Below are 21963 nucleotides of genomic sequence, written 5' to 3'. Positions count from 1 at the left end.
TCATTTCCTCTTGGCCGCAGCCGGCCGGACGCAGGTGTAGTTCGCGGCATCGGCGCTGTCGCCCTTGCCGGTATAACGGGCGGCGGCCGGGAAGGCGCAGATCGGACGGGTCATGTCGGGCTTCTGCGGCGCCCCCGCGCCGCCATTGGGATTACCCGCCGAAGGCGCGCCGCCGCTGAGGTGCGCGCCGATCAGGCGCTTGGGGTCGGCACCCTTCTCGACCCAGTTCTCCAGCGCGGTGAGCATGTCATGCTCACCATCGGCAGGCTGGCCGGGCGCGGGCGCTATCGACCAAGGCCCCGGCCCGCCCGAGCAGTGGCCCATGCCCGGGATCATGAACAGGCGGTGGTAGCTGTCGACCAGATTGGTTGCGGACGCGACCGACATCTTGCGGCGCTTGACCAGGCTATCGACCAGGCTCTGGCGGAACTTGACCGCTTCCATCGGCGGGATGTTGGGATCGTCCCAGCCGTGGTACTGGATGACCTTGCCGCCGGCCGCGACGAACTTGTCGAGATCACGATTGCGGGTGTTCCAGCTGGAATCGAGGGTTTCCCCGCCGACCTGCATGGCGCGCAGGGCGGTCACGTCCTTGTCCCAGTCGAACTTCAGGTACTTCTGCCCGGGCAGGTAATCGGCATCGCCATAGGCCATGTACATCATGAACCCGCCCCACGGCCGGTCAGGCTTGGCCGGGTTGGTCTTGCCGGTGAAATAGGCGCCCCAGGTCAGCTCGCTGCCGGGCATGATCCCGGAGAACAGCTCGGCCCCGGTGCGAGGATTGCGCGGCCCGGCATAGATTGCGCGGACGATCGCCACCTGGCGCGGATTGAGGCAGGTCTCGCTCGCGGCGCCCGGCTTGCAGGCCAGCGCCTCGACCCGGAAGCGGCAGAGGCGCGGATCGGTCAGGAAGCGGTCGGTCGGCAGGCCCCCGTCCTTGCCCACGCACTGGCGCAGGACTTCCTCGTGGATCGCGGTGACCTGCGGGGCCTTGAGCGCATCGGCCGGGAACAGCAGCGAGGCCTGCAGCGTGTTCCACATCGCGCCCAGTTCTTGGCCGACATGGTCGGGCGTGGCCGCGCCAATTACGTAGCCGTCGAAGTCCTCAGGGTAGCGCAGCAGCTCGGTCAGGCCCTGAATGCCGCCCGCAGAGCAGCCGGTGTAATAGGCGTGATCGGCGGCCTTGCCGTAAAACTTCGCCAGAAGCGCCTTTGAGGCGACCACCGAGCTGTGCTCGCCCCGATAGGCATAGTCCACCACCTTTGCGCCGTGGCCCAGCGCCCAGGTTGCGTCCTCGCTCGCGCCGGGCGCATTGGTATGGCCAAGGTCGCTGGTCATCACGGCATAGCCGCGCTTTACCCCGCCCAGCGCGGAACGGTAGTTGAGGACGCCGAAGAAGCCGCCGTTGCCCACCGCCTGGAACTTGCCGTTCCACTTGCTGCCGACCGGCATCCACAGCTCGAACCTGATCTCGCTGTCCGCCGTGGGGCGCAGGGTTCCGCCGACGCGGCAGAACGGCTGCGCGCTTTCCTTGGCCAGCTGGGGCGAAACCGCGGCGAGCGAGGTCGTGACCTCGGCCGTGGTGACCGTCAGGCCCGCCAGCTTCATCCCGGCAAGGTCGGCGCAGGCGCTGTCCTGGGTCTGGGCCAGCGCGGGAGCGGCGGCGAGCAGCCCTGCCCCGACCAGGCCGACACCCGCCAGAGCGCGAGCCCCGGATCGCATCCGCGCGCTCACTTCCCGGTTCCCGCCGGCGTGGCCGCCGCTTCGAGCGCCTTCAGCTGCGCCTCGGTGCGGAACTGGAAGCGGACCACCTTGTTCGACTGATCGCATGGCACCCAGATCTCGTTCTTGTAGCGGTCATAGCTCATGTGCCGCGAGGCGCAGCCGAGGCTGGGGATCGGGAACATGGCCCATTGACCGGTGGTGGGATTGAGGCGGAAGGCCGCGTTGGCCATGCCGCTGTCGGTCCAGACGTTGTGGTCGTTGTCGACCGTGGTCTTGTAGGGGTGGGTCTTGAACGGCAGCTTGTAGTACTTGATCGCATGGGTGTTGATGTCGATCGAGGCGATGTGGTCCTGTGCCCACATCGGCACCCAGACCTTGTCGCCCTTCTTGTCCGCCGCAAGGCGGCGCGGCATGTTCATGTAAGGCAGCGGCGAGGCCGAGTTGATCGCCCAGGTGCCCCCGCCGATCGAATCGTACCAGGTCAGGTCTTCCGGGGTGGCGAGCGCCTTGCGCGCCGCATAGTCCGGATCGATCATGTCGAACTCGGTGACCTTGCCGGTCTTGGCGTCGCGCATGGCGACCTTGTCGACATAGCTTTCCGACCACCAGATATTGTCGTGCGCATCGACGGAAATGCCATAGGTCGTGCCGTCGCCCGGCGTGTTCTGCTGGAAGTAGTACCAGCCCGGATAGGCCACGTCCTTGCGGCCCAGCTCCGACGGATCGAACATGACCGTGCCGTAGCGGGCATTGGCGACGCCCCGGCCCCTGGAATCCCAGTCGGTCGAATTGCCCATGCCGCCCATCACTTGCGGCCGCTGCCAGTTGTCGAAGGTATCGGTTGTCGGGTTGAGGCGGACCATGTGGTCGCCGTTGTGCATCCAGATGTTGCCGTTGTCGTCAGGCTCGGAGATCTGTTCGAAGTAGGCCAGCCGCCCGCGTGCGTCGCGCGGGTTGAACACCTTCATCGCCCCGGTCTTCGGATCGAGCTTGATCACCGAACGGTTGGTCTCGAACGTCTCGCGCGCCTGGGTGATCCAGGCCTTGCCGTTGGCATCGGCGATCACGTCGTGGATCCCCACCTGGCCGTGCATGCCGACCGACGGCCCCAGCTCCCACTCGGTCCCGGTGAACCACGAGGGATCGTTCTGCGTCTCCTTGAGCGGCAGTTCGTATTCGGTCACCACCGAGCGGGCCGGATCGCCGGTGGGCCGCGCCAGCGGCTTGGGCAGGACCTTTGAATTGGGGCCGCGCGCTTCGGCCAGATACCTGGCCAGTTCCTCGCGGTGGCGGCGGATCACCTGCCCTTCCCAGCGCAGTTGCGCGGCCGACAGGTCGCCCGGCCGGAAGCCGTTGTAGAAGGCGTTCTCCATCGACTGGATGGCGATGTTCCAGCCCTTCTCGTCGAACCGGTTCTGCAGCGCCACGTCGAGACTGTGGCAGCCGGTGCAGGCGACGTAGAGGACCTGCTTCATCCGCTTCTGGGCCGGCGTCGCCTCGGGCAGGATGGTCGACCATTCGTAGCCATTGAGCTGCTGGCCGTAGGCGGCGAGCGGCTTCAGCGAGAAAGCCTGCCGCCCGGTATGGGCGCCGTCGAGCGCGACATCGGCCTTGGCGGCGGAGAAGCCCACGGCCTGGGCCATGACCTTGTACTGACCGGCAGCGAGGTGCGGGAAGATGTAGACCCCGCGTTCATCGGTGTGGACGCTGGTGGCGAAAGCCTGGGCCACGTTGCGCAGGGTCACGGTGACCCCGGCCATCGGCTTGCCCGAGCCGTCCTTGATCGCGCCCATCAGGCCCGGCACTTCGGGTGAGGCCATCTGCGCCTGGACCACGCTGCCCACCGTGGTGATAGCCGCGGCGGCGATGAGAAGGCGGGTGATCGTGCGCGTCAGGGCCGCGCTCTTGCTGGTTGCGGCCATTGTCAGTCTCCCCCGCCCTCTGCGGCACGCCCGCCGCCCTTCGCCCCCGGCAAGCGGCCGGCGAGCTGGTCCTCGGTCGGCTTGGCGCTGGCCGGGATGGTCTTCACATAGGCGATCACGTCATCGATCTGCGCCGGGGTCAGCGCATACTGATACCCGGGCATGTTGTCGGTCCCCTGCACCACGAACATGCGGATGCCGGCATCGCCGAGCGGGGTGATCAATTCCGGATCGAGGAACGGCCCCTTGGTGTTGTAGCTCGGCTGGCCCACTCCGTCATGGCAGTAGGCGCAGCGCTGCATGAAGATCACCCGGCCGCGATAGATGTTGTCGGGCAGGCCGTGCGGTCTGGCGAGGGCGGCGACATCGTAATCGCGCGTCGTGATCTTGAGCCCCGCGGGCGGCGGCGACGCGACATCCAACCCCTGTGCGCGGGCCAGGATCGAGCAGGTCGACAGCGCGACTCCCGCGATCACCGTCCAGCGCAGTGCATGCTTGGGAACCATTACCAGCGCACTCCCGCGATCAATCGGCCTTGGGGAACTTGATGTCGAGGTAAGTGACCGAACCGTCGACCTCGACCCAGCGGTGCGACACCAGTGCCGGGACCAGCACGATGTCGCCCGCCTTCAGATGCTGGCGATAGCCCCCGACCACGTCGGTCCCGGCAAGGTCGCCGGGATTGGACGCGCGCCGCGCCGGGTTGGGATTGGCCGGCTGCGGATCGAGGAACAGATCCTTGTGCGTGGCCGAATCGTGGCCGGTGACCCCGGTGATCGTGCCGCCGGTCTCCAGCACGCCGCCGCCGTCGGTGATCACGAAAACCTCGCTCAGCGTGCCGTGGGCATGGGGGCCCTCGGGCTTGACCAGGCGGATGAAGGCGGTGGAGTGGGTCGAATAGTTGATCAGCCGCTTGCTGAAGCCGCCGGGCTTACCGGTGGTCTTGTCGACCACGCTGGCGGCGATCGCCTGCATCTGCTCGCGGGTGATGTAGGTTCCCTTGTCGCGCGGCTCCTTCGGCGGGCCGGCGGGGGCGGTGGCAGGCGCAGCGGCGGCCGGGGCCTGCTGGGCCATGGCCGGAGCCGCGAGGGCGAGGAGCGCCAGGCAGGGCCCGGCCTTGAACAGGGTCTTCATGAGGTCAGGTCCTTCGCGGGATCAGAGCTTGAACAGGCGGGCAAGGTTGCCGCGCAGGATCAGGTTGCGGTCGCTCTCGGCGAAGTTGGCCTGGTCGATCAGCGAATGCGGCTGATCGAGCATGACGCCGGGCGAGTACATGTTGTCGGTACCAAGGCAGACCCGGTCCGGGCCGACCATCTCGACCATGTAGCGCAGCGAATCCGTCCAGTAGGTGAGGGAATCGAAATAGAACCGGCGGAAATACTGGAAGACCGCCTTGGGATATTTCGCGCCGCCGCGGTTTTCCATGCGCCCACCAATATAGGGGAAGGCGCCGCCGCCGGTGGTGGCGATGAAGTCGATGTCGGGATAGCGGTCAAGCGTGCCCGAGGAGATCAGCTTGCCCACGCAGACCGCCATTTCGAGCGAGTTGCCGAGCGAATTGGTCAGGCCCGGGAAGCGGTTGACCATCTCGTTCTGACCGGGCGTCACCCCCGAGGCCGCGTCGACCAGCCGCTTGCCACCGAACCAGTTGGCCTCACCGTCGAGCGGGTGCAGCAGGATCGGCAGGCGCAGTTCCTGACAGCGGGCGAAGATCGGCTGGAAGGCCGGCTCGAACATGAAGTCGCGGCCCGCCAGAGACGTCGGCAGATGAAGACAGACCATGCCCGGCTGGCCGGCAACGCGGTTCAGTTCGGCCAGCGAGCCGACCGGATCGGAACAGTTGACCTCGATCCCGGCGACGAAGCTCTTCGGATAGGCCTTGTGCGCGGCAATCGCGGCATCGTTGGAGACGCGCGCGATATAGGCGCCCTGCTCCGGCGTGACCCAGACCCACGGCCGGAAGCCGCCGAGGGTGAGGACCGACATCTGGATGCCGAGCTTTTCGGCTCCGGCGATGCGATGCTCGAGATTGTAGTTGATCGGCGGCAGGAAATCCGGCTGGCCCAGATCGGCCTTGGCCTTGAGGTAGGCCTCCGGCGCCCAGTGGCAGTGGACGTCGATCGAAACCGGCTTGGTCGGGCGCTGCGGGATCGTCCACATCTTGGGCGTGGCCCGTTCCGCGAAGCTCTTGCCCAGCAGCGAGGCGCCGGCCGGTGCCTTGGCGGTGGCGGCCACCTTGGCGAGGGCCTCCCCGCCGAGCAGTCCGCTCGCGCCAGCGCCCAGCCCGGCCAGGGCCCCCGCCTTCATGAAATTGCGCCGATCACGCTTCACCATCGTTCTCCCGTTACTGTTTCGCGCCTGGACCTCGCACCTTGCCCGCTTGGCTCGGCTATTCCGTTATGCCGCCCCAGGCGCGAGGCCGAAAGTATTGAACCTGCCCGTCACGCGCACAGCGGGCGACGGGCAGGCACCGCAGGCGGGCACACTTGCGCCCGCCTGCCCTCATCAGAACTTGGCGCGAACGCCGACCGTAAAGTAGCGGCCTTCGATATCATCGCCCTGCGCGAAACCGCCCAGGTAGTTCATCTGGGTCGCACCGCCGGTGCTCGCAAAGAACGGCGGCTTGGTGTTGAACAGGTTCTGGATGTTCAGGTAGGCGCTGATGCCCGGCTTGATGTCGTAGCCGATGTTGAGATCGGTGTAGCCGACGGCCGGGATGTTCGGGATGGCGAACTGGATCGACGCCGTGCCGTTCTGGCGCAGGGCCGCGCGCCAGCGTTCGCGAACGCTGATGTGCAGGCTGTCGATCGGGTCGAACTTGGCGTCGGCCACGACCTTCCACTTGGCGATCGGCGGCAGGCCGCCGACACCGTCTGCCGCGCCGCCCACGTCGACCACGCCGAGCGGGCCGTTGTCATACTTGAGGGTCGGCTGGTAGGTGACCAGCGCCCGCAGCGAGAACGGACGATCGCCGATGCGGTTCGCGTAGTTCAGCTCGAAGTCGATGCCGTGGGTGCTGAGCGAGGCCACGTTGAGCGACTGCGACTTGATCAGCGTCGGGAAGTTGGCCGAAGTGGCATACTGCGGCGTCCCGAAGGCAAAGGGGCGGACATAGAGATCGCAGACCGGACCCACCTGACCCGCATCGAGGCAGGCCTGCCAGGTTGCCGGCTGGAACGCGGCGATGCCGACGATCGCCTGGTTGATCTTGATCTTGTAGTAGTCGACCGCAAAGCTGAAGCCGGGGATGAAGCGAGGCTTGAACACGGCGCCAAAGGTCAGCGTGTCGGCCTTTTCCGGCTTCAGGTTCGGGTTGCCCTGGCTCTGCTGCGGCATGTTCGGGTTAGACCCGCCGGTCAGGATGTCGCTGTACGAGGTCAGGCTGATCGTCGTCGGTGCATAGAGGTCATCCAGCGTAGGCGCCCGGATGTCACGCGACCGCGTGCCGCGCAGGGTCAGGTCGTCCGAGACGTTCCAGACCACGCCGCCCTTCCAGGTCCAGACCACGCCGCTGGTGCTGTAATTGGTGTAGCGCGCCGCACCGTTCAGGGTCAGCGACTTGATCAGCGGCACGTCCTTGAGCAGCGGGACTTCGACTTCGGTCGCCAGTTCGGTCACCGAGACCGACCGCGTCGCCATCGGCACGCCGTCACCGCGGCCCAGCCAGCGCGCGGCATTCACGCTGTTGACGCAGTTGTACTGGATGCCGTTGCAATCGATCGGGTCGGTCGGCGAGGCGTTCGACTGGATGTCGAGCGAGGTCCGGCGCCATTCCCCGACCAGCGCCATCTTCACCGGACCGGCGGGGAGGTTGAAGAGTTCCCCGTTGATGTCGGCGTTGAAGTCGTTGGTCACATAGTGTTGGGTGTTGATGTTCGGCTGCACGAAATAGGCGATGGCCGCCGCGTTGCGCGGATCACTGGCGTTGAAGATGTTGTACGGCGCGCAGTTGGAGAACGTGGGGTTGGTCAGCGCCGCGTTGCAGACGATGTTGCCGCCGCTGTTGACCGCGTTGATCGAGGCATAGAACCGGTTGAGGTTCACGCCCGCATTGTTGCGGCGGGTGAAGCGCGATTCGGTGCGGTAGTAGTCGGCCTGCCACTTGAACCCGCCGATCGTGCCGTCGAGCCCGGCATCGACGTTGTAATAGGTCTCGAACGCATTGTAGCTGAAGATCGGCAGACCCAGTTCCATCTTCGAAAGCTGGAAGGTGTTGCCGGCGGGCTGGGCCGCAATGGTGGCTTGATAGGGCTGCTGAACAGAGGCCAGGAACGGGTTGCTGTATGCAATCAGGATCTTGGAGAACTGCGGGTTCTGCTGGCTGTAGTTCTGCTTGTACTTGGTCAGGATGCCCGAGGTGTGGAAGTGGATATCGTCAGTGATATCGTAGTCCACCCGCGCCATCGCCCGGTACAGCGACTGGGCCGCACCGGCCGTCGAACCCTTGAAGTAGGCGCCGTCGCCGCCAGCGTTGACCGCACCGGTGCCCGTTGGAGTGCCCGCATTGAAGGTGGTCAGGGTGCCTGTCGGCGTGAACTGCAGGTTGATGAGCGGGCCATTGTTGATCAGGCCCCCGAACGTGACCGAGTTGAGCGTGCCGCCGTAGACCACGCCCCAGGGATTGGCTGCCGAACCGGGGCTTGCGGTCGAACCCGCGACCGAGCCAACCATGCTGCCATAGTTGTTGAGGAACGGACGGTCGGCGCGCTTGAAGCCCGCGTTATCGACATATTCGAAGCTGGCGATCACATGGCCGCGACCTTCGTTGAAGTCCGCGCCCCAGCCGGCGCCGAGGCCGATCTTGCGATCGTCGCCATAGTCGGAGATGCCGGCGCGCGCATCGAGCTTGAGGCCGGTGAACTTGGTGTCGGTGATGAAGTTGACCACGCCCGAAACCGCATCGGAACCATAGGCGGCGGAAGCACCGCCGGTCACGACCTCGACCCGCTTGAGCAGGATCTGCGGAATCACGTCGACGTCGACCGCGCCGCCGTTCTGCGTCGAGCCGACCCGGTGGCCGTCGACCAGCACGAGGCCGCGGATCGTGCCGATCCCGCGCAGGTTGAGCGTATTGAAACCGCCGGTGTTGACGTTGGAGGTGGTGTTGATCGAGCCGAGCAGGCCCGGCAGCGAGTTGAGGCCTTCGATCACGCCCGCTGGCTGTGCGGTAAGCATCTGGTCGACGCTGGCCACGGTCAGCGGGGTCGGGCTGCTGTCGCCGTTGGTGACCAGGCGCGAGCCGGTCACGATAATGTCTTCCGACGGCTTTTCATCAACCGCGTCGGCAGCCTGTGCCAGCGCAACCTGCGCACCCACGGCAGCCTGAAACACAAACAAGGCCGTGCCAGCAATCCAGCGCGCGCGCCGGCTCTTCGAAGATCCGATCATACATCCCCCAATGGGCGCCCTGAGCGCCGTCTGGTTCCCAAATTCATATTCGTTCTGGGCACATTGCCGGAAGACGCGCCGGCCTGGGACGATCGCGCCTGCAATCGAGGTCCGCCCTTCCCGGCGATCCTGCGATTGCTGCAATGTGACGATGCCGACTTAGCAATGCTGCGCGGCTGCCGCGCCTAGCCGTCCGTCTAAAGTTGCGGGGGGCTTGGCCGGGGCTTCAGCTGTCGTGGCCGAGATAGCGCGCGCGCGGGGCCATCCCGAGGCTGATCACCAGCACCAGCGCCATCATGCCGGTGACGTAGTAGTAGAACCAGTTCTCGCGGCCGATGGCCTTGAGCGTGAGCGCAGCATATTCCGCCGTGCCGCCGAACAGGGCGTTGGCGAGAGCATAGGAAAAGCCGACGCCGACCGCGCGAACCTCGGCCGGAAACAGCTCCGCCTTCAGGATCGCGCTGACCGAGGTATAGAAGCTGATCATCACCAGCGCGGCGGCGATCAGGGCAAAGGCGGCCCACGGGCTGGTCACGCCGTGGAGCGCCTCGAGCAGGGGGATCGTGCAGAAGGTGCCGAGCGCGCCGAACACGATCATGCTCGCGCGGCGGCCGATCCGGTCCGACAGGGCGCCGAGCACCGGCTGGGCGCACATGAAGATGAACAGGCAGCCGGTCATCACGGCGCTGGAGGTGCGGATCGTCATCCCGGTCGAGTTGACCAGGAACTTCTGCATGTAGATCGTGAAGGTATAGAAGATCAGCGAACCGCCCGCGGTGAAACCGAGCACGGTCAGGAAAGCGGAGCGGTGATGGTTCCAGATGGCCGCGAAGCTGCCCGCTTCCTCGCGGTTGCGATCGGCAGCGGTCACGGTTTCGCTCAGCCGGAGGCGCATCACCAAAGCGCCAAGGGCGGTAATCGCGCCGATCACGAAGGGCACCCGCCAGCCCCACGCCCGCAGTTCGCCCTCGCTCAGCAACTGTTGGAGGATGACCACGACCAGCGAGGCGCTGAGTTGGCCGCCGATCAGCGTGACATACTGGAACGAAGAGAAGAACCCGCGCCGACCGCGCAGCGCCACCTCGCTCATGTAAGTGGCGGCGGTGCCATATTCGCCGCCGACCGAGAGGCCCTGGAGCAGGCGGGCGAGCAGCAGGACGACCGGGGCCATCGGCCCGATCGCGGCATAGGTGGGCATGAAGGCGATCACCAGCGAGCCGACGCACATCGACAGCACTGAGAGGACCAGGGCATTGCGGCGCCCGTGCCGGTCGGCAATCCGTCCGAACATCCAGCCGCCGAGAGGGCGCATGATGAACCCGGCGGCGAAAACCCCGGCCGTGTTCAGCAACTGGCCGGTCGGATCGGATCGGGGGAAGAAGGCCGGGGCGAAATAGATCGCGCAGAAGGCGTAGATGTAGAAATCGAACCACTCGACGAGATTGCCGCTCGACGCGGCCACGATCGAGGAAAGGCGGCGGCGGCGCTGGCCCTCGGTATAGGCACCGTCGCCGGCGGCATCGCCCCCGCGGCTGACGACCGTGACGCGGGCGCGCGGGCCGTCATCGCCTCGTGCAGCGTGGAGGCCGGTCTGCGGCATCAGACTTTCGCTCCTTCCCCTTGCTGCGTCCGGTTCGTTGGCAGCTGATCCGCCTCCTGAGCCGGGCATATGCCCACGCGCGATCAAGGCAAGGATTTCTTTTTGGCCTCGTCCCATGCGCTTTGGTCTATCATCGTGCATTCGGCCGGCGCCTAGCCATTCGTCTAGGCCGATTGCACAAGCCCTTGTTGGACACCCTGCCCGGCGGCTACAAATCTCTCCGGAGAGAACGGCCGGGCCGGAAGGGCCAAGGGAGAGAAAGGCGGCAAACCGTGCCGAGGCGATGACAGCAACCGCGCCGGGAGAGACCGGGTGAACCAGGTCCTGCCCGCCGTTCTCGTGATAACGGTCATTGCCGGCTATGCGCTGGCCCTGCTGCTGGCGGGCTGGTGGGGCGATCGCCGGGGCGGATCGGCCACGACGCGGCGGCTGGGTCCGCTGCGCTACAGCCTGTCGCTTGCCACGCTCTGCTCGGCCTGGACCTATTTCGGCGCGGTCGGCACGGCGAGCGAGGGATCCTGGTTGTTTTTCGCCAATGCGCTGGGGCCGGTCCTCGCGCTGACGGCAGGCTATCCGATGTGGCGCAAGGTGGCCGTGCTGGCCAAGCAGCAAAACGTCGGCTCGCTCGCCGATTTTCTGGCCGCGCGCTATGGCAAGAGCGCGGCGCTCGGCAGCCTCTGCGCGGTCGTGGCCGCGATCGGCGCCTTGCCTTACATCGCACTTCAGCTCGACATTCTCGGCAGTGCCTGGCGCTTCACCGTGGCGCCCGGAGGCCTTGCCAGTCACTCGCCGCTGCCGCCGCTCGTCGTCCTGGTGGGGATAGCGCTGATTTTCGGGGCGCGGCGCCCGAGCCTCAACCAGCAGAGCGCGGGCTTCGTCAACATCCTCTCGCTCGAGTCGATCGTGAAGCTGGTCGCCTTGGTCGCGGTGGCGGGGCTGGCAGCCGTGCTGATCGCACAGGCTCCGGGAACCCACACCGCCCCGGTTTCGGCGGCGGCGGCCGCTCCCGCTTCCGCCAAGACGGTCTCGTTCATCACCGTCATGCTGCTGTGCACGGCCACGTCGTTCACCCTTCCGCGCCAGTTCCACGTCGGCTTCGTCACGCTGGAGGAGGTGAACGATACGCGAGCGGCACGCTGGATATTGCCGGCCTATTTCGCGATCTGGTCGCTGGCGACCCTGTTGATCGCAATCTCGATCCGGTCCGATCCCGCTCTCCTGGCCGTTCCGGCGCCGCTGCGCCTGCTTGCCCTGCCCGGCCACCATGGCTCGTCCACCCTCACCCTGCTGGCCCTGATCGGAGGCATCTCGGCAGGCGCGGCAATGGTCGTGGTCGAGCTGACCGCGATCTCGGCCATGATTGCCAACGAGATCATGCTGCCGCTGCTCAGCCGGGTCACCCATCGCAGCGGTGCGCCGAGCGACGTCGGCCGATGGATCCTGTTCGCGCGGCGGGCCGCGATCATCGGCGTCGGCATCGCGGCGTGGGCCTACCACCGGATCATCGCCGGCACGGAAACGGCCGACCAACTGGGCCTGTCCGCCCTCGCCGTCTTCGCCCAGTTCCTGCCGGCGCTGATCGGCGGATTGTACTGGCGCCGCGCCCATGTCGACGGTGCCTTTGCGGGTATCGCGGCAGGCGCCACGCTGTGGCTGGTGACTATCGCCGCACCTTCGGTCATCGCCGCCAGCCACGGCGGCAGCCCGCCAAGCTGGGGGCACGAGACCGGGCGGACGCTGGAGATGGCGATCCTGCTCAGCCTCACGGTCAACGTGCTGATCTACGTCGTGCTGTCGCTGCTGGCCCGGCCGCGCCTGGTCGACACGGTCCAGGCCCGGATCTTCGTGGGCGACCTGCCCGAAGGACCCGACCCCGGCCACGGCCCCATCCGCGCCCGCCTGCGCGACATCGAACACCTGCTGGCGCGCTTCATCGGCCCGGAAGAGGCAGGCAAGGCGGTGCTGGAACTGCGCAGCCATTCCCTCAGCGGGCAGCCAAGCGACGACGAGCCGATTACCCCAACCCAGGTCAGGATTGCGGAAAAGCTACTGGCCGGCGTGATCGGCGCACCTTCCGCCCGTAACGTGGTCTCGCTCGCAATCTCGTCCGACGATCTCAGCAGCGGGGAGATCGACCACATCCTCGACGATGCGGCCGAGGCCGTCCATTTCAGCCGGGACCTGCTGCAGATCGCGCTGCAGGGGCTGGATCAGGGCGTCAGCGTGGTCGATCGCGACCACCGGTTGATCGCGTGGAACGGCCGTTACATGCAGTTGCTCAACCTGTCGGCGGCCGAGGTTTACGTCGGCAAACCGCTGTCCGACCTGCTGCTCGAACGGTCGGACGGGGAGGTGGTCAACGCGATCCGCTCCAACCTGCTCGGCCTCAATGGTTCGATCGCGCGGGGCGAGCCGCTGCAGGAGGAATGGCACCTCGAGGACGGGCGCATTCTCGAGGTCACCGGCAAGCCGCTTCCCCGGGGCGACTATCTCTCGACCCTGGCCGACATCACCAGCCTGCGCGAAGCCGAACGGGTTCTGGCGCAGGACAAGGAAAGCCTGGAGCGGCGGGTCGAACTGCGCACCCGCGAACTGACCGCAGCCAATTCCGCGCTCGCCGAGGCCAAGCGAGCCGCCGAGGATGCGACCGGGGCGCAGAAACGCTTCGTGGCCGCGGCGAGCCACGACCTCGTCCAGCCGCTTCACGCCGCCCGCCTGTTCATTTCCAGCGTCAAGGAAGGGGCCGATCTCTCGTCCGCCCACTCCGACCTGCTGCGCCGGGCCGACGATGCCGTGGACGGCGCATTCCGGCTGATGCGCGCCCTGCTCAACCTGTCGCGCCTTGAGACGAGCGCGGCCGAACCGGCGGTCGAAACCGTCGCGCTCGACCCGATCTTCGCCTCGCTGTGCGAGGAATTCGCCGATCAGGCCGAAGCGCGCGGCCTGCGCTTCGTGGTCCGGCCCACGACCTTTCATGTGACCAGCGACGGCGACCTCCTGCGCTCGGTGATCCAGAACCTCGTGCTGAACGCGATCCGCTATACCCCGAGCGGGACGATCCTCGTCACCGCACGGCCCGCCGGCACGAACATCCGGCTGGAAGTGCGCGACACCGGCATCGGCATCGACGCGGCCCACCTCGAGGCCGTGTTCAGCGAGTTCAACCGCCTGCCGCAAGCCGAGAAGCTGGCGGCCGGATCGGGGCTCGGCCTTTCGATCGTGGCGCGAATCTGCCATTTCCTCGGCCATCCAGTATCCGTACGCTCGAAGCCCGACCAGGGCAGCATCTTCTCGGTCGTGATCCCCCGGGCCAAGGCCGCAGCATCGCCGCGACGGCTTGCGGAGCCCACCGCGGGCCAGTCTCTCGACGGGATGACCGTGCTGTGCATCGACGACGAGCCCGACGTCCTGCTGGGGATGAAGGCCCTGCTCGAGCGGTGGGGAGCCCGGGTCGACACGGCGGGCAGCGGCCCGGAAATTCCGGCTACGGCGCATGGCTGGTCGGCCATCGTCGCCGACCAGCTCCTGCCCGGCGAGACCGGCATTTCCATCCTGCGCCGGCTGGCCGGACAGGCCCGGCTCCGCATCCTGCTGACCGCGACGGCCCAGGATGACTGGGAGGACGAACTCGCGGCAGAGGGCATCCGGCTGATGCGCAAGCCCGCGCCGCCGCTGCAACTGCGTGCGCTGCTAGCCTCGGTGTGCGCTCAATCCGCCGTCGGCACCTCGGCCACGACGGCCAGCAACTGAGCGCGGGTCTGGCAGCCGAGTTTCCGGAAAATCCCGGTCAGGTGGTACTTGATCGAATGCTCGCTGAGACCGACTTCCCAGGCGATCTGCTTGTTCATCTTGCCGCGCTTGACCCCATCGAGAATCCGCATCTGGATGGGCGACAGGCGCTCGCTGTCGTCCTTGTCCTGGCTGCCCGGCGGAAACCAGTCATGGCCGCCAAGCAAGGTGCGCAGCGCTGCCGACAGCGTGGCCGGACTTGCGCTCTTGGGAATATATCCCGCCGCGCCGCAGGCCAGCGCGGTCGCCACGGCGTGCTCGTCATCGCGGCCCGAGACGATCGCCACGGCAAGTTCGGTATAGCGCGCCTTGAGCCCGATCAGGCCGACCATGCCGGTCGCGTCGGCCAGTTGCAGATCGAGCAGCACAAGGGTCCCGGCGCCCCCCTCGCCCAGCCCGTCATACAATTGCTGCAGCGTGTCGAACTGTTCGACCACGGCAAGGGCATCGAGCCCCTCGACCGTGGCGGCCAGCGCTTCACGAAACATTGGGTGGTCATCCACCAACAGGATGCGCATGCCGCGCCTCTCCCTCAACCAATTCCGTTTTGCAGTAAAACTAACGGCAATCCCCCCCAAGGGCAATTGCCGCCGCAGCAAGAATGCCGGCTCAGTTTCGGGCCGAGCTGTCGATCAGGGTCGATACCAGCTGGGCGCGGCTATAGCATCCCAGTTTGCGGAATATTCCGCCGAGATGATATTTCACCGTATGTTCGCTCATGCCCAGTTCGTGGGCGATCTGCTTGTTCATCAGGCCTCGGCGGATGCAATCCAGCACCCGCGTCTGGGCGGCAGTAAGTTGCTCCTGCGGCTGCACTTCCTCCTGGTCGGGGAACCAGTCCTGCCCGGCCATCAAGGCTCCCAGCGCGGTGATCAGGCTGGATCGGCTCGCGGTCTTGGAGATGAACCCCGCCGCCCCGCAGGCCTGCGCTGACAGGACCGTCGCGCTGTCGTCATCCCCGGAAACGATCGCAACCGGCACTTGGGGAAAGCGCCCCTTGATTCTCATCAGGCCTTCCATGCCCGACTGACCGGGAAGATGCAGGTCGAGCAGGACCAGCGCCTCGCCCGGATCCCTTTCCAGCGACGCCTCGGCTTCCTTGACGGCCTCGAGCTGCTCTACCGTCACCGCCGGATCGATCGCCGCCACGGTGAGCGCGAGCGCCTGACGAACCAACGGATGATCATCTACCAGCATGACCCGCACAGCTTAGTGTCCTCTTCCTGCCTCCGGCGCTGCTTCTCCACCTGATGGGGCACGACCTGGAACGTGCGGGGACCAGACCACCTTTTTCGGGATTCGCCAAGCAGACTCGCGCCGGCAAGGCATGAGCGTCCAGTCCCCCAAGGCCGTCGGCGCTGGTTTGAGGTCCTTGCGGCAGGCACCGCCCGCCCGCGGTTCACGGAATGATGGGCGCCCATTCCTTCCGGATGGCGACGACCACCGTGGCCGCGCCCAGCAAAAGGAACACGAAGATCAGCGTCATCGGCGCCACAAACGAGCCGGTGAGGTGCAGCAGCCAGCCGGTCATCAACGGGGCGACGATTCCCGCTATGGCGACCGCGGTGTTCTGGATCCCCTTCACCCGGCCCACGATCGGACCCGGGATGAACATGATGCTGCACAGCGCAAGGTTATTGGCCGTGGCAAGGCCCAGCCCGGACAGCGAGAGCACGTTCCAGAACAGCGCAGCCTCGACGCTTTGCGACCACGCGCCCAGGACGACCGTGCTGGCAGCAGCGAAACCCGCCAGCACGAAGGCCTTGCGCACGAAGACGGCGCGCCCGACCCGCCCGATGATCACGTCGGCCAGCCAGCCCGACGCGAAGGCAACGACGGCGATCCCGGTAAAGCTGAAGAAAGTGTAGAATCCCATCTGCTCCAGCGACAGGCCGCGCTGTTCGATCAGATAGGCCGGCATCCAGGTGATGCAGAAGAACAGGAAGTAGTTGTAGCAGAAGTACACGACCAGCGTGGCGAGGATGAACGGGTTGGCCAGCAGCGACGAGAGACTGATGTTCTTCGCCGCGAGCCGCTGGACCACCTCTGCCTCGGCCTCGGAAGACACGCCGGCCTCGATCGGCAGGGCCCCCGTCCGCTCGCGGGCGACCAGCATCCACGGCACCAGCCAGATCACGCCGACAAGGCCGGTGATCAGGAACATGACCCGCCAGTCGAACATCACGATCAGCCAGGCCGCGGCCGGGGCGCCGAGCGCGGGGCCGAACTTGGTACCCAGGGCATAGAAACCCAGCGCGGCGCCGCTCCGGTCGGGATCGAAGTTGTTGCGCACCCAGCGATAGGTGGCCGGAACCACGATGGCCTCGGCCACGCCGATGATCAGCCGCATCAGGATCAGTGCCCACAGGGTCGACACCAGGCCGATCAGGGCGGAGGCCACGCACCACACGAAGAAGCAGATCGCATAGGGCCATTTGACCCCGTAGCGGTCGACCACCCAGCCCATCGGCACCTGCATGACCGCATAGGACCAGAAGAACGCCGAGTTGATCCATCCCCGGGCAATGTCCGAAAGGCCGAAGTGCGCCTTGAACGAGGCCACGGCGAGGGCCGAGGAAATGCTCACCCGGTCGACGAAACCGATCAGCGCGCCCAGCATGAGCAAGGTGAGGATCACCCAGCGCCGCACCAGCGCGGCCCGGGCCATTTCCGGGGAAGGCGAAACTATCGTGGCCATCTGACCTTACCCTTCTTTAGACTGCCAGACCCGCAAGAGCTCGGATTCGCGGGATACGCCTTGCGGCCCGGACCGAACCGGCCCGGACCCGCCGCGCCAGTTACTCGCCCTGCCGCTCACATCAAATGTTAACATTACGCGCGATGAAAGCCTTGGCCATCTTGTGTGCCCGGTCGGTCTGCGGCCCCGGCACGGCCACCCACTGATGATCGCAGCCCTCGAAGATCGTGTAGTCGCACTGGCCACCGGCCGCCCTGTAAGCCTCGACGAAACGGGTCTGGATGGGCGTCGGCACGTTGTCGTCCAACTCGCCCTGCATCACCAGCAGAGGCTTCAGCGTGAGATTCCCGCCGCGCTCGACGATTTCGCGCGGATTGGCCTCGTGAATGGTCTCCCACGGCACGAAGAACGTCTTGAGCTTTTCGATCATGCCCGTGTTCTCCAGCGACTGCGTGGTCTGGTAAAGCGCAAAGGTGTCGCTGGCAGGCGAGCGGGCGATCACGTAGTCGACTGCCGCGTCAAGCTCGGGATGCTCGGGAAACGGCAGTGCGGCATAACGCGGATTGCGCGGCTGCATCATCATGACTTCGGCCATGTGGCCCCCGCTCGAACTGCCGAAGATCCCGAACCGCGATGCATCGCCGTTCCACTTCGAGGCATTGGCCTTGAGCCAGCGCACGGCATAATTGGCATCCTGAAAGGCGGCCGGATATGGTGCCTCGGACGCCAGGGTATAGTCGATGGCCACGACCACGGCGCCGGCCACCGCCATCTTGCGGTCGAACAGTTCCTCGGCCTGCCGGTCCTTCTCATTCCAGCCGCCGCCGTGCAGGTCCAGGATCACCGGGAACGGGCCGGGTCCGACAGGCTGATAGATCCGGGCCAACAGCGGCGTTCCCTTCGCGGTGCGGCGATATTCGACTTCGCTGACCTTCAGCTTGAACCGCGCATCCGGATCATAACGGACCGTTGTGGCCGCATGACCCATGGAAGGAACGGCAGCGGCAAAGGCTGCGGCGGCCGTGCCCAGCAGCAAATCCCTGCGCCCGATTTCAGTGCGTTTCATGGCTTGGCTCCCTTAGTTCCTTGCCGTCCATTTGACCGGCACCATGCGCCGAGCGCACGGCGTCTTCGCCGCTGCCTTGGCCGGGTCCGTCACACAGACGAGATCGGCCATGTCGACAACGCCGACGCCCCGCAGCGATCCGTCTTCTTCGTCGAAGCCGGTCAGCGTCACCTTGACCTCCGCCTGCGTGCGCGCCGCTGCCGGCAAGGCGCGGCGCCCTTCGATCGTCGCAAACAGGTAGAACGCCGAGCCATCCGGATCACGCTGCCCGGTGAGAACGGCCTTGCCGGGGGTCAGCGGATATGTACTGCCCCCAAGGTCGATAGTCCCGGTGGCCCGGCCGGCGGCATCGACAGTGAACTGGAACCGGTAGGAAGGCGCCAGTCCCTGCCGCTTCAGCCACCCGGAACCGGGATTCAGCTGACCAGACCACACCTTCTTGCCGGGCTCCGCCGCGCCGACCAGCCCCGCCGCAACCGCCGACACCGCCACGACCGACGCGACGGCGGTCCGTCTCAACCAAACCAATGCCATGACATCGTACTCCTCAACCCCAGCCCTTGGGCTGAATATTCTTGTGTGTGATCGGACCGGAAACGAAGGCAGCCGCGATCAATACCTGAGGCGGACGCCGACCGTGAAATAGCGGCCAGCCACATCGTCCGTCGCGGAAAAGCCGCCGAAATGCCCTGGCGCGCCGCCGGTGCCGGGCGCGTTGCCCACCGGCGGATCGGCGTCGAACAGGTTCTGGACGTTGAGGGACAGCTGGAACTGCCTGTCGATGCTGTAGGCGACGTTCAACGACGTCTGCGCATAGGGCCTGATCCGGTTGTCGCCGGCGACGAAGGCCAGCGTCGGATCGCCCGACAGCTTCAGGGCGCTGCGCCACCGCTCCATGATGTCGACACGCAGATTGTCGGTCACGTCGTAGCTGAGGATGCCAGTCAGGCGCAGCGACGGGCTCGCGGTCAGACCGGCGGTGCCGAAGGCAACCCCGCCTTGGTCAACGGTGGGCACGCCGGGCTGGATATAGCGGATGTGCGGTTGGTAGGCCGCCAGCCCGCGGAACATGAACCGATTGCCGAACAGCCGGCCCTGGTAGTTCAGTTCTGCGTCAACCCCATGGGTGGTGATCTTGGCAAGGTTGATCGGCTTGGTCACCACCGCGATGAGCTTGCCGGTCGAGTCCCGCTCGATCAGGTCGCAATAAAGCGCGATGCCCGAAAGGTTGCAGCCGTTCTGAATGATCGCCTGCGAACCCTGAACGGAAACGATGGCGTTATTGATCGCGATGTCGAAATAGTCGAGCGCGAGGCTGAAGCCGGGCAGGAAGCGGGGCTTGAACACCAGGCCGACGGTCTTGGTATTGCCGATTTCCGCGGTCAGTCCGGGATTGGCCTGGTTGCGCTGGGTGACCGGCAGGCTCACGATGTTCTTCTGGTCCGCCACGGTCGCCACGCTCTGCACCGTGGGCGCGTAAAGGTCGCCCAGGGTAGGCGCACGGATATCGCGCGAGATCGTGCCGCGGAAGCGCAGGTCATCGCTGACGACCCAGCTTCCGCCCAGCTTCCAGGTCGTATAGCTGCCAACGCTGTTGTACTTCGTATAGCGCGCGGCCCCGGTGACCTCGACCAGTTGAAGCAGCGGCGCATCCTTGACCAGCGGCACGCTGGCCTCGACCGCGGCTTCCCACACGTTCATCGACACCTTGGGGCTGGACGAGAAGACGTTCTGCAACAGCAGGGTACGGCTGCCGGTCGCCACGCAGTTAAAGCGGAGATTGGTACAATCGGCCACCCCGTCGGCCGCGGAATTGCTCTGCGACTGGAACGACTGCGTGCGCCATTCGCCCGAAAGCGCCACGTTCACCGGGCCCGCCCAGGTTGCGAACGGCGATCCGCTGATGCTGGCGGTGATGTCGTCCTGCTTGGTGGTCGCAACATAGTGCGTATCGTCGAAGATGTAGTCGCGCGCCGCGGCGCTGGAGGCAGATGGCCCGAACACGTTGAGCGGCACGCAGTCCGCATAGGCCGCCGCGGTGGCCGCCTGCGTGGCGGCGTAGCAGACCGGCTGCCCCCCGCTACCCGGCACCGCATCGAGAGCGGCGGCCAGCTTCTGCTGGTTGGGGTTGTTGTAGAGGTCCGTCGTCAGGCGGGATTCGCCGTGAACATAGCCCACATCCCACGAATAGCTGCCGAACTTGCCGTCGAAGCCGGTCACGAACGACAGCTGCCGCGTATTCGGCACCATCGTCAGGCGCGATTCCTGCTTGAAGACCTGGCCGAACGTGAAAGTCGCCGCCGGAATCAGCGCCTGATAGACCGGTGACAGGAAAGCGTTCGTCTTGCTCATCGTGATGCCCGACAGGCTCAGTTCATCGCCGTAGAACACGTTCTTTTTGAAGTTGGCGCTGGCCGAGGCGAAGAAGTTGACCGTGTCCGAAAGCTCGGTGTCGAACCGCGCGAACACCTGGTGCGAGCGCTGCGAGGCTTTCAACGAGGTGTCGAAATATCCGCCTGCGCCCCCGCTCTGGGTCGCGGTCACGCCGGAATAGGTCGTGCCGGCAACAAACGGCGACAGCACGCCGTCCGCCGCGAAGTACTGGCCGGCCAGCGTGCAGCCGGTGCCGCAGGCGGTTATCCGGCCACCGAATGGCTGATTGGGCAGAGCGGAATCGCCGATGGAGAGATAGGGCACCGTCGTGCCGTTGCCGATTACCGTCGCCCGGTTGAACCATTCACGCTCCGAGCGGCGGGCGATGCCGTCGCTGTTGCGATATTCATAGCTGATTTCGAAATGGCTGCGCTCGCCGATCTTCGTGCCCCAGGCCAGGCCCAGTTCCTGCGAGCCATCGTCGTGCCGGCTCGAGATGCCGCCCTGCGCCTGCGCCTTCAGGCCGGTGAACGCGGTATCGGTGACGAAGTTGATGACGCCGGTCACCGCGTCGGAGCCATAGACGGCCGAAACCCCGCCGGTCACCACATCGACCCGCTGGATCAGCAATTGCGGGATGACATCGGCATCGACAATCCCCGTGAACGAGGTCGGCGGAACGCGCCGGCCGTCCATCAGCACCAGGTTGCGCTGCGAACCGATGTTGCGCAGGTTCAGCTGTGCCGCCGAGCCGTTGCCGCCGCCCGTCGCGCCAGTCGCCGAAGGGTTGGCCGTCTGCCCGCGCGAACCGGAGAACACCGGCATGACCTGGATCGATTCGGTGAGGCTGGTCGGCCGCACGTTCTGCAGCGTTTCCGTAGTCACGACCGTTACCGGGGTCGGACTGTCATCGCCGTTCTTGATGGTGCGCGACCCGGTAACGATGATTTCCTCGGGCGTGGCCCGCTCCGCTTCGGCCGGCTCCACCGGCGCACGGGGCGCCGAGGGGGCAGACTGGAGCGCGGAAACCGGCGTCCTGACCGCCTGTTCCTGGATGATGAATCCACTACCCGAGGCAACGTAGGTCAGGCCCGTACCCGCCAGCAATTGCCTGAGCGCGGCGACGGGCTCGTAAGCACCGTTCAGGCCCGAGGTCATGCGGCGGCCGATAATCTGGGGGCGATAGATGATCTGGAGCCCGCTCTGGCGCCCGAGTTCGCTCAGCGCCTTGCCCAGCGGCTGCGGCGCGATCCTGATCGCCAGCGGCTCGGCCCAGGCCGCCTGCGGCACCGCCGCGACACTCGCCAGGCAGAATGCAAGATATCCTCTCATCTGATGCCCCTCTTCCATGTTCGCATTTTTTGCTTTCAATGGAGAAGAGTGGCCATCGCGCCTTCCCCTC

General features: G+C 66.1%; 14 protein-coding genes. 1 reads left to right on the top strand and 13 read right to left on the bottom strand.

Going from position 1 to position 21963, the window contains the following annotated elements; genetic code table 11:
• The 7 genes from H7F51_RS08285 to H7F51_RS08255 all read right to left on the bottom strand — a co-directional run bounded on the left by H7F51_RS08285 (position 1) and on the right by H7F51_RS08255 (position 10635).
• Positions 1-1722 (bottom strand): tannase/feruloyl esterase family alpha/beta hydrolase, encoded by a 1722-nt coding sequence (locus H7F51_RS08285; RefSeq protein WP_185663772.1) that lies wholly within the window; start codon positions 1720-1722, stop codon positions 1-3.
• Between the two features lie 8 nt (positions 1723-1730).
• Positions 1731-3647, bottom strand: coding sequence for a carboxypeptidase regulatory-like domain-containing protein (locus H7F51_RS08280; protein WP_185663771.1), 1917 nt, complete (start codon positions 3645-3647; stop codon positions 1731-1733).
• A gap of 2 nt (positions 3648-3649) precedes the next feature.
• On the bottom strand, positions 3650-4153 hold the full coding sequence (locus H7F51_RS08275) for a c-type cytochrome (protein ID WP_185663770.1): 504 nt from the start codon (positions 4151-4153) through the stop codon (positions 3650-3652).
• A 19-nt stretch (positions 4154-4172) separates the two neighbouring features.
• Positions 4173-4781: a hypothetical protein gene (locus H7F51_RS08270; protein ID WP_185663769.1), complete on the bottom strand. Its 609-nt coding sequence runs from the start codon at positions 4779-4781 to the stop codon at positions 4173-4175.
• A 21-nt stretch (positions 4782-4802) separates the two neighbouring features.
• Positions 4803-5978, bottom strand: a complete 1176-nt coding sequence (locus H7F51_RS08265; protein WP_221774061.1) for an amidohydrolase family protein — start codon at positions 5976-5978, stop codon at positions 4803-4805.
• A 174-nt stretch (positions 5979-6152) separates the two neighbouring features.
• Positions 6153-9035, bottom strand: a complete 2883-nt coding sequence (locus H7F51_RS08260; protein WP_185663767.1) for a TonB-dependent receptor domain-containing protein — start codon at positions 9033-9035, stop codon at positions 6153-6155.
• 226 nt (positions 9036-9261) lie between these two features.
• Complete coding sequence (locus H7F51_RS08255; protein WP_185663766.1) at positions 9262-10635, bottom strand: MFS family transporter; 1374 nt, start codon at positions 10633-10635, stop codon at positions 9262-9264.
• Between the two features lie 312 nt (positions 10636-10947).
• Between H7F51_RS08255 and H7F51_RS18890 the strand changes: the two genes are divergently transcribed.
• A complete protein-coding gene (locus H7F51_RS18890; RefSeq protein ID WP_185663765.1) occupies positions 10948-14385 on the top strand; it encodes an ATP-binding protein in 3438 nt (1145 codons plus the stop codon).
• On the opposite strand, the gene H7F51_RS08245 is transcribed toward H7F51_RS18890, so the two are convergent.
• The 6 genes from H7F51_RS08245 to H7F51_RS08220 all read right to left on the bottom strand — a co-directional run bounded on the left by H7F51_RS08245 (position 14343) and on the right by H7F51_RS08220 (position 21893).
• Complete coding sequence (locus H7F51_RS08245) at positions 14343-14942, bottom strand: response regulator transcription factor (protein ID WP_185663764.1); 600 nt, start codon at positions 14940-14942, stop codon at positions 14343-14345. The genes H7F51_RS18890 and H7F51_RS08245 overlap by 43 nt on opposite strands.
• Positions 14943-15033: 91 nt before the next feature.
• Positions 15034-15621 (bottom strand): response regulator transcription factor, encoded by a 588-nt coding sequence (locus H7F51_RS08240; protein WP_185663763.1) that lies wholly within the window; start codon positions 15619-15621, stop codon positions 15034-15036.
• Between the two features lie 202 nt (positions 15622-15823).
• On the bottom strand, positions 15824-17122 hold the full coding sequence (locus tag H7F51_RS08235) for an MFS transporter (protein WP_185663762.1): 1299 nt from the start codon (positions 17120-17122) through the stop codon (positions 15824-15826).
• Positions 17123-17243: 121 nt separating this feature from the next.
• Complete coding sequence (locus H7F51_RS08230) at positions 17244-18188, bottom strand: alpha/beta hydrolase (RefSeq protein ID WP_185663761.1); 945 nt, start codon at positions 18186-18188, stop codon at positions 17244-17246.
• A gap of 12 nt (positions 18189-18200) precedes the next feature.
• Positions 18201-18722 carry a hypothetical protein gene (locus H7F51_RS08225; RefSeq protein WP_185663760.1) on the bottom strand — a complete coding sequence of 174 codons (522 nt, stop codon included), beginning with the start codon at positions 18720-18722 and terminating at the stop codon, positions 18201-18203.
• A gap of 78 nt (positions 18723-18800) precedes the next feature.
• The gene (locus H7F51_RS08220; RefSeq protein WP_185663759.1) at positions 18801-21893 is read right to left on the bottom strand and encodes a TonB-dependent receptor; all 3093 of its coding nucleotides are present in this window, start codon (positions 21891-21893) and stop codon (positions 18801-18803) included.
• Between the last annotated feature and the right edge of the window lie 70 nt (positions 21894-21963).

It is taken from the genome of Novosphingobium flavum, assembly GCF_014230315.1.
GTDB lineage: Bacteria > Pseudomonadota > Alphaproteobacteria > Sphingomonadales > Sphingomonadaceae > Novosphingobium > Novosphingobium flavum.
This window is presented reverse-complemented; position numbering and strand designations above follow the sequence as displayed.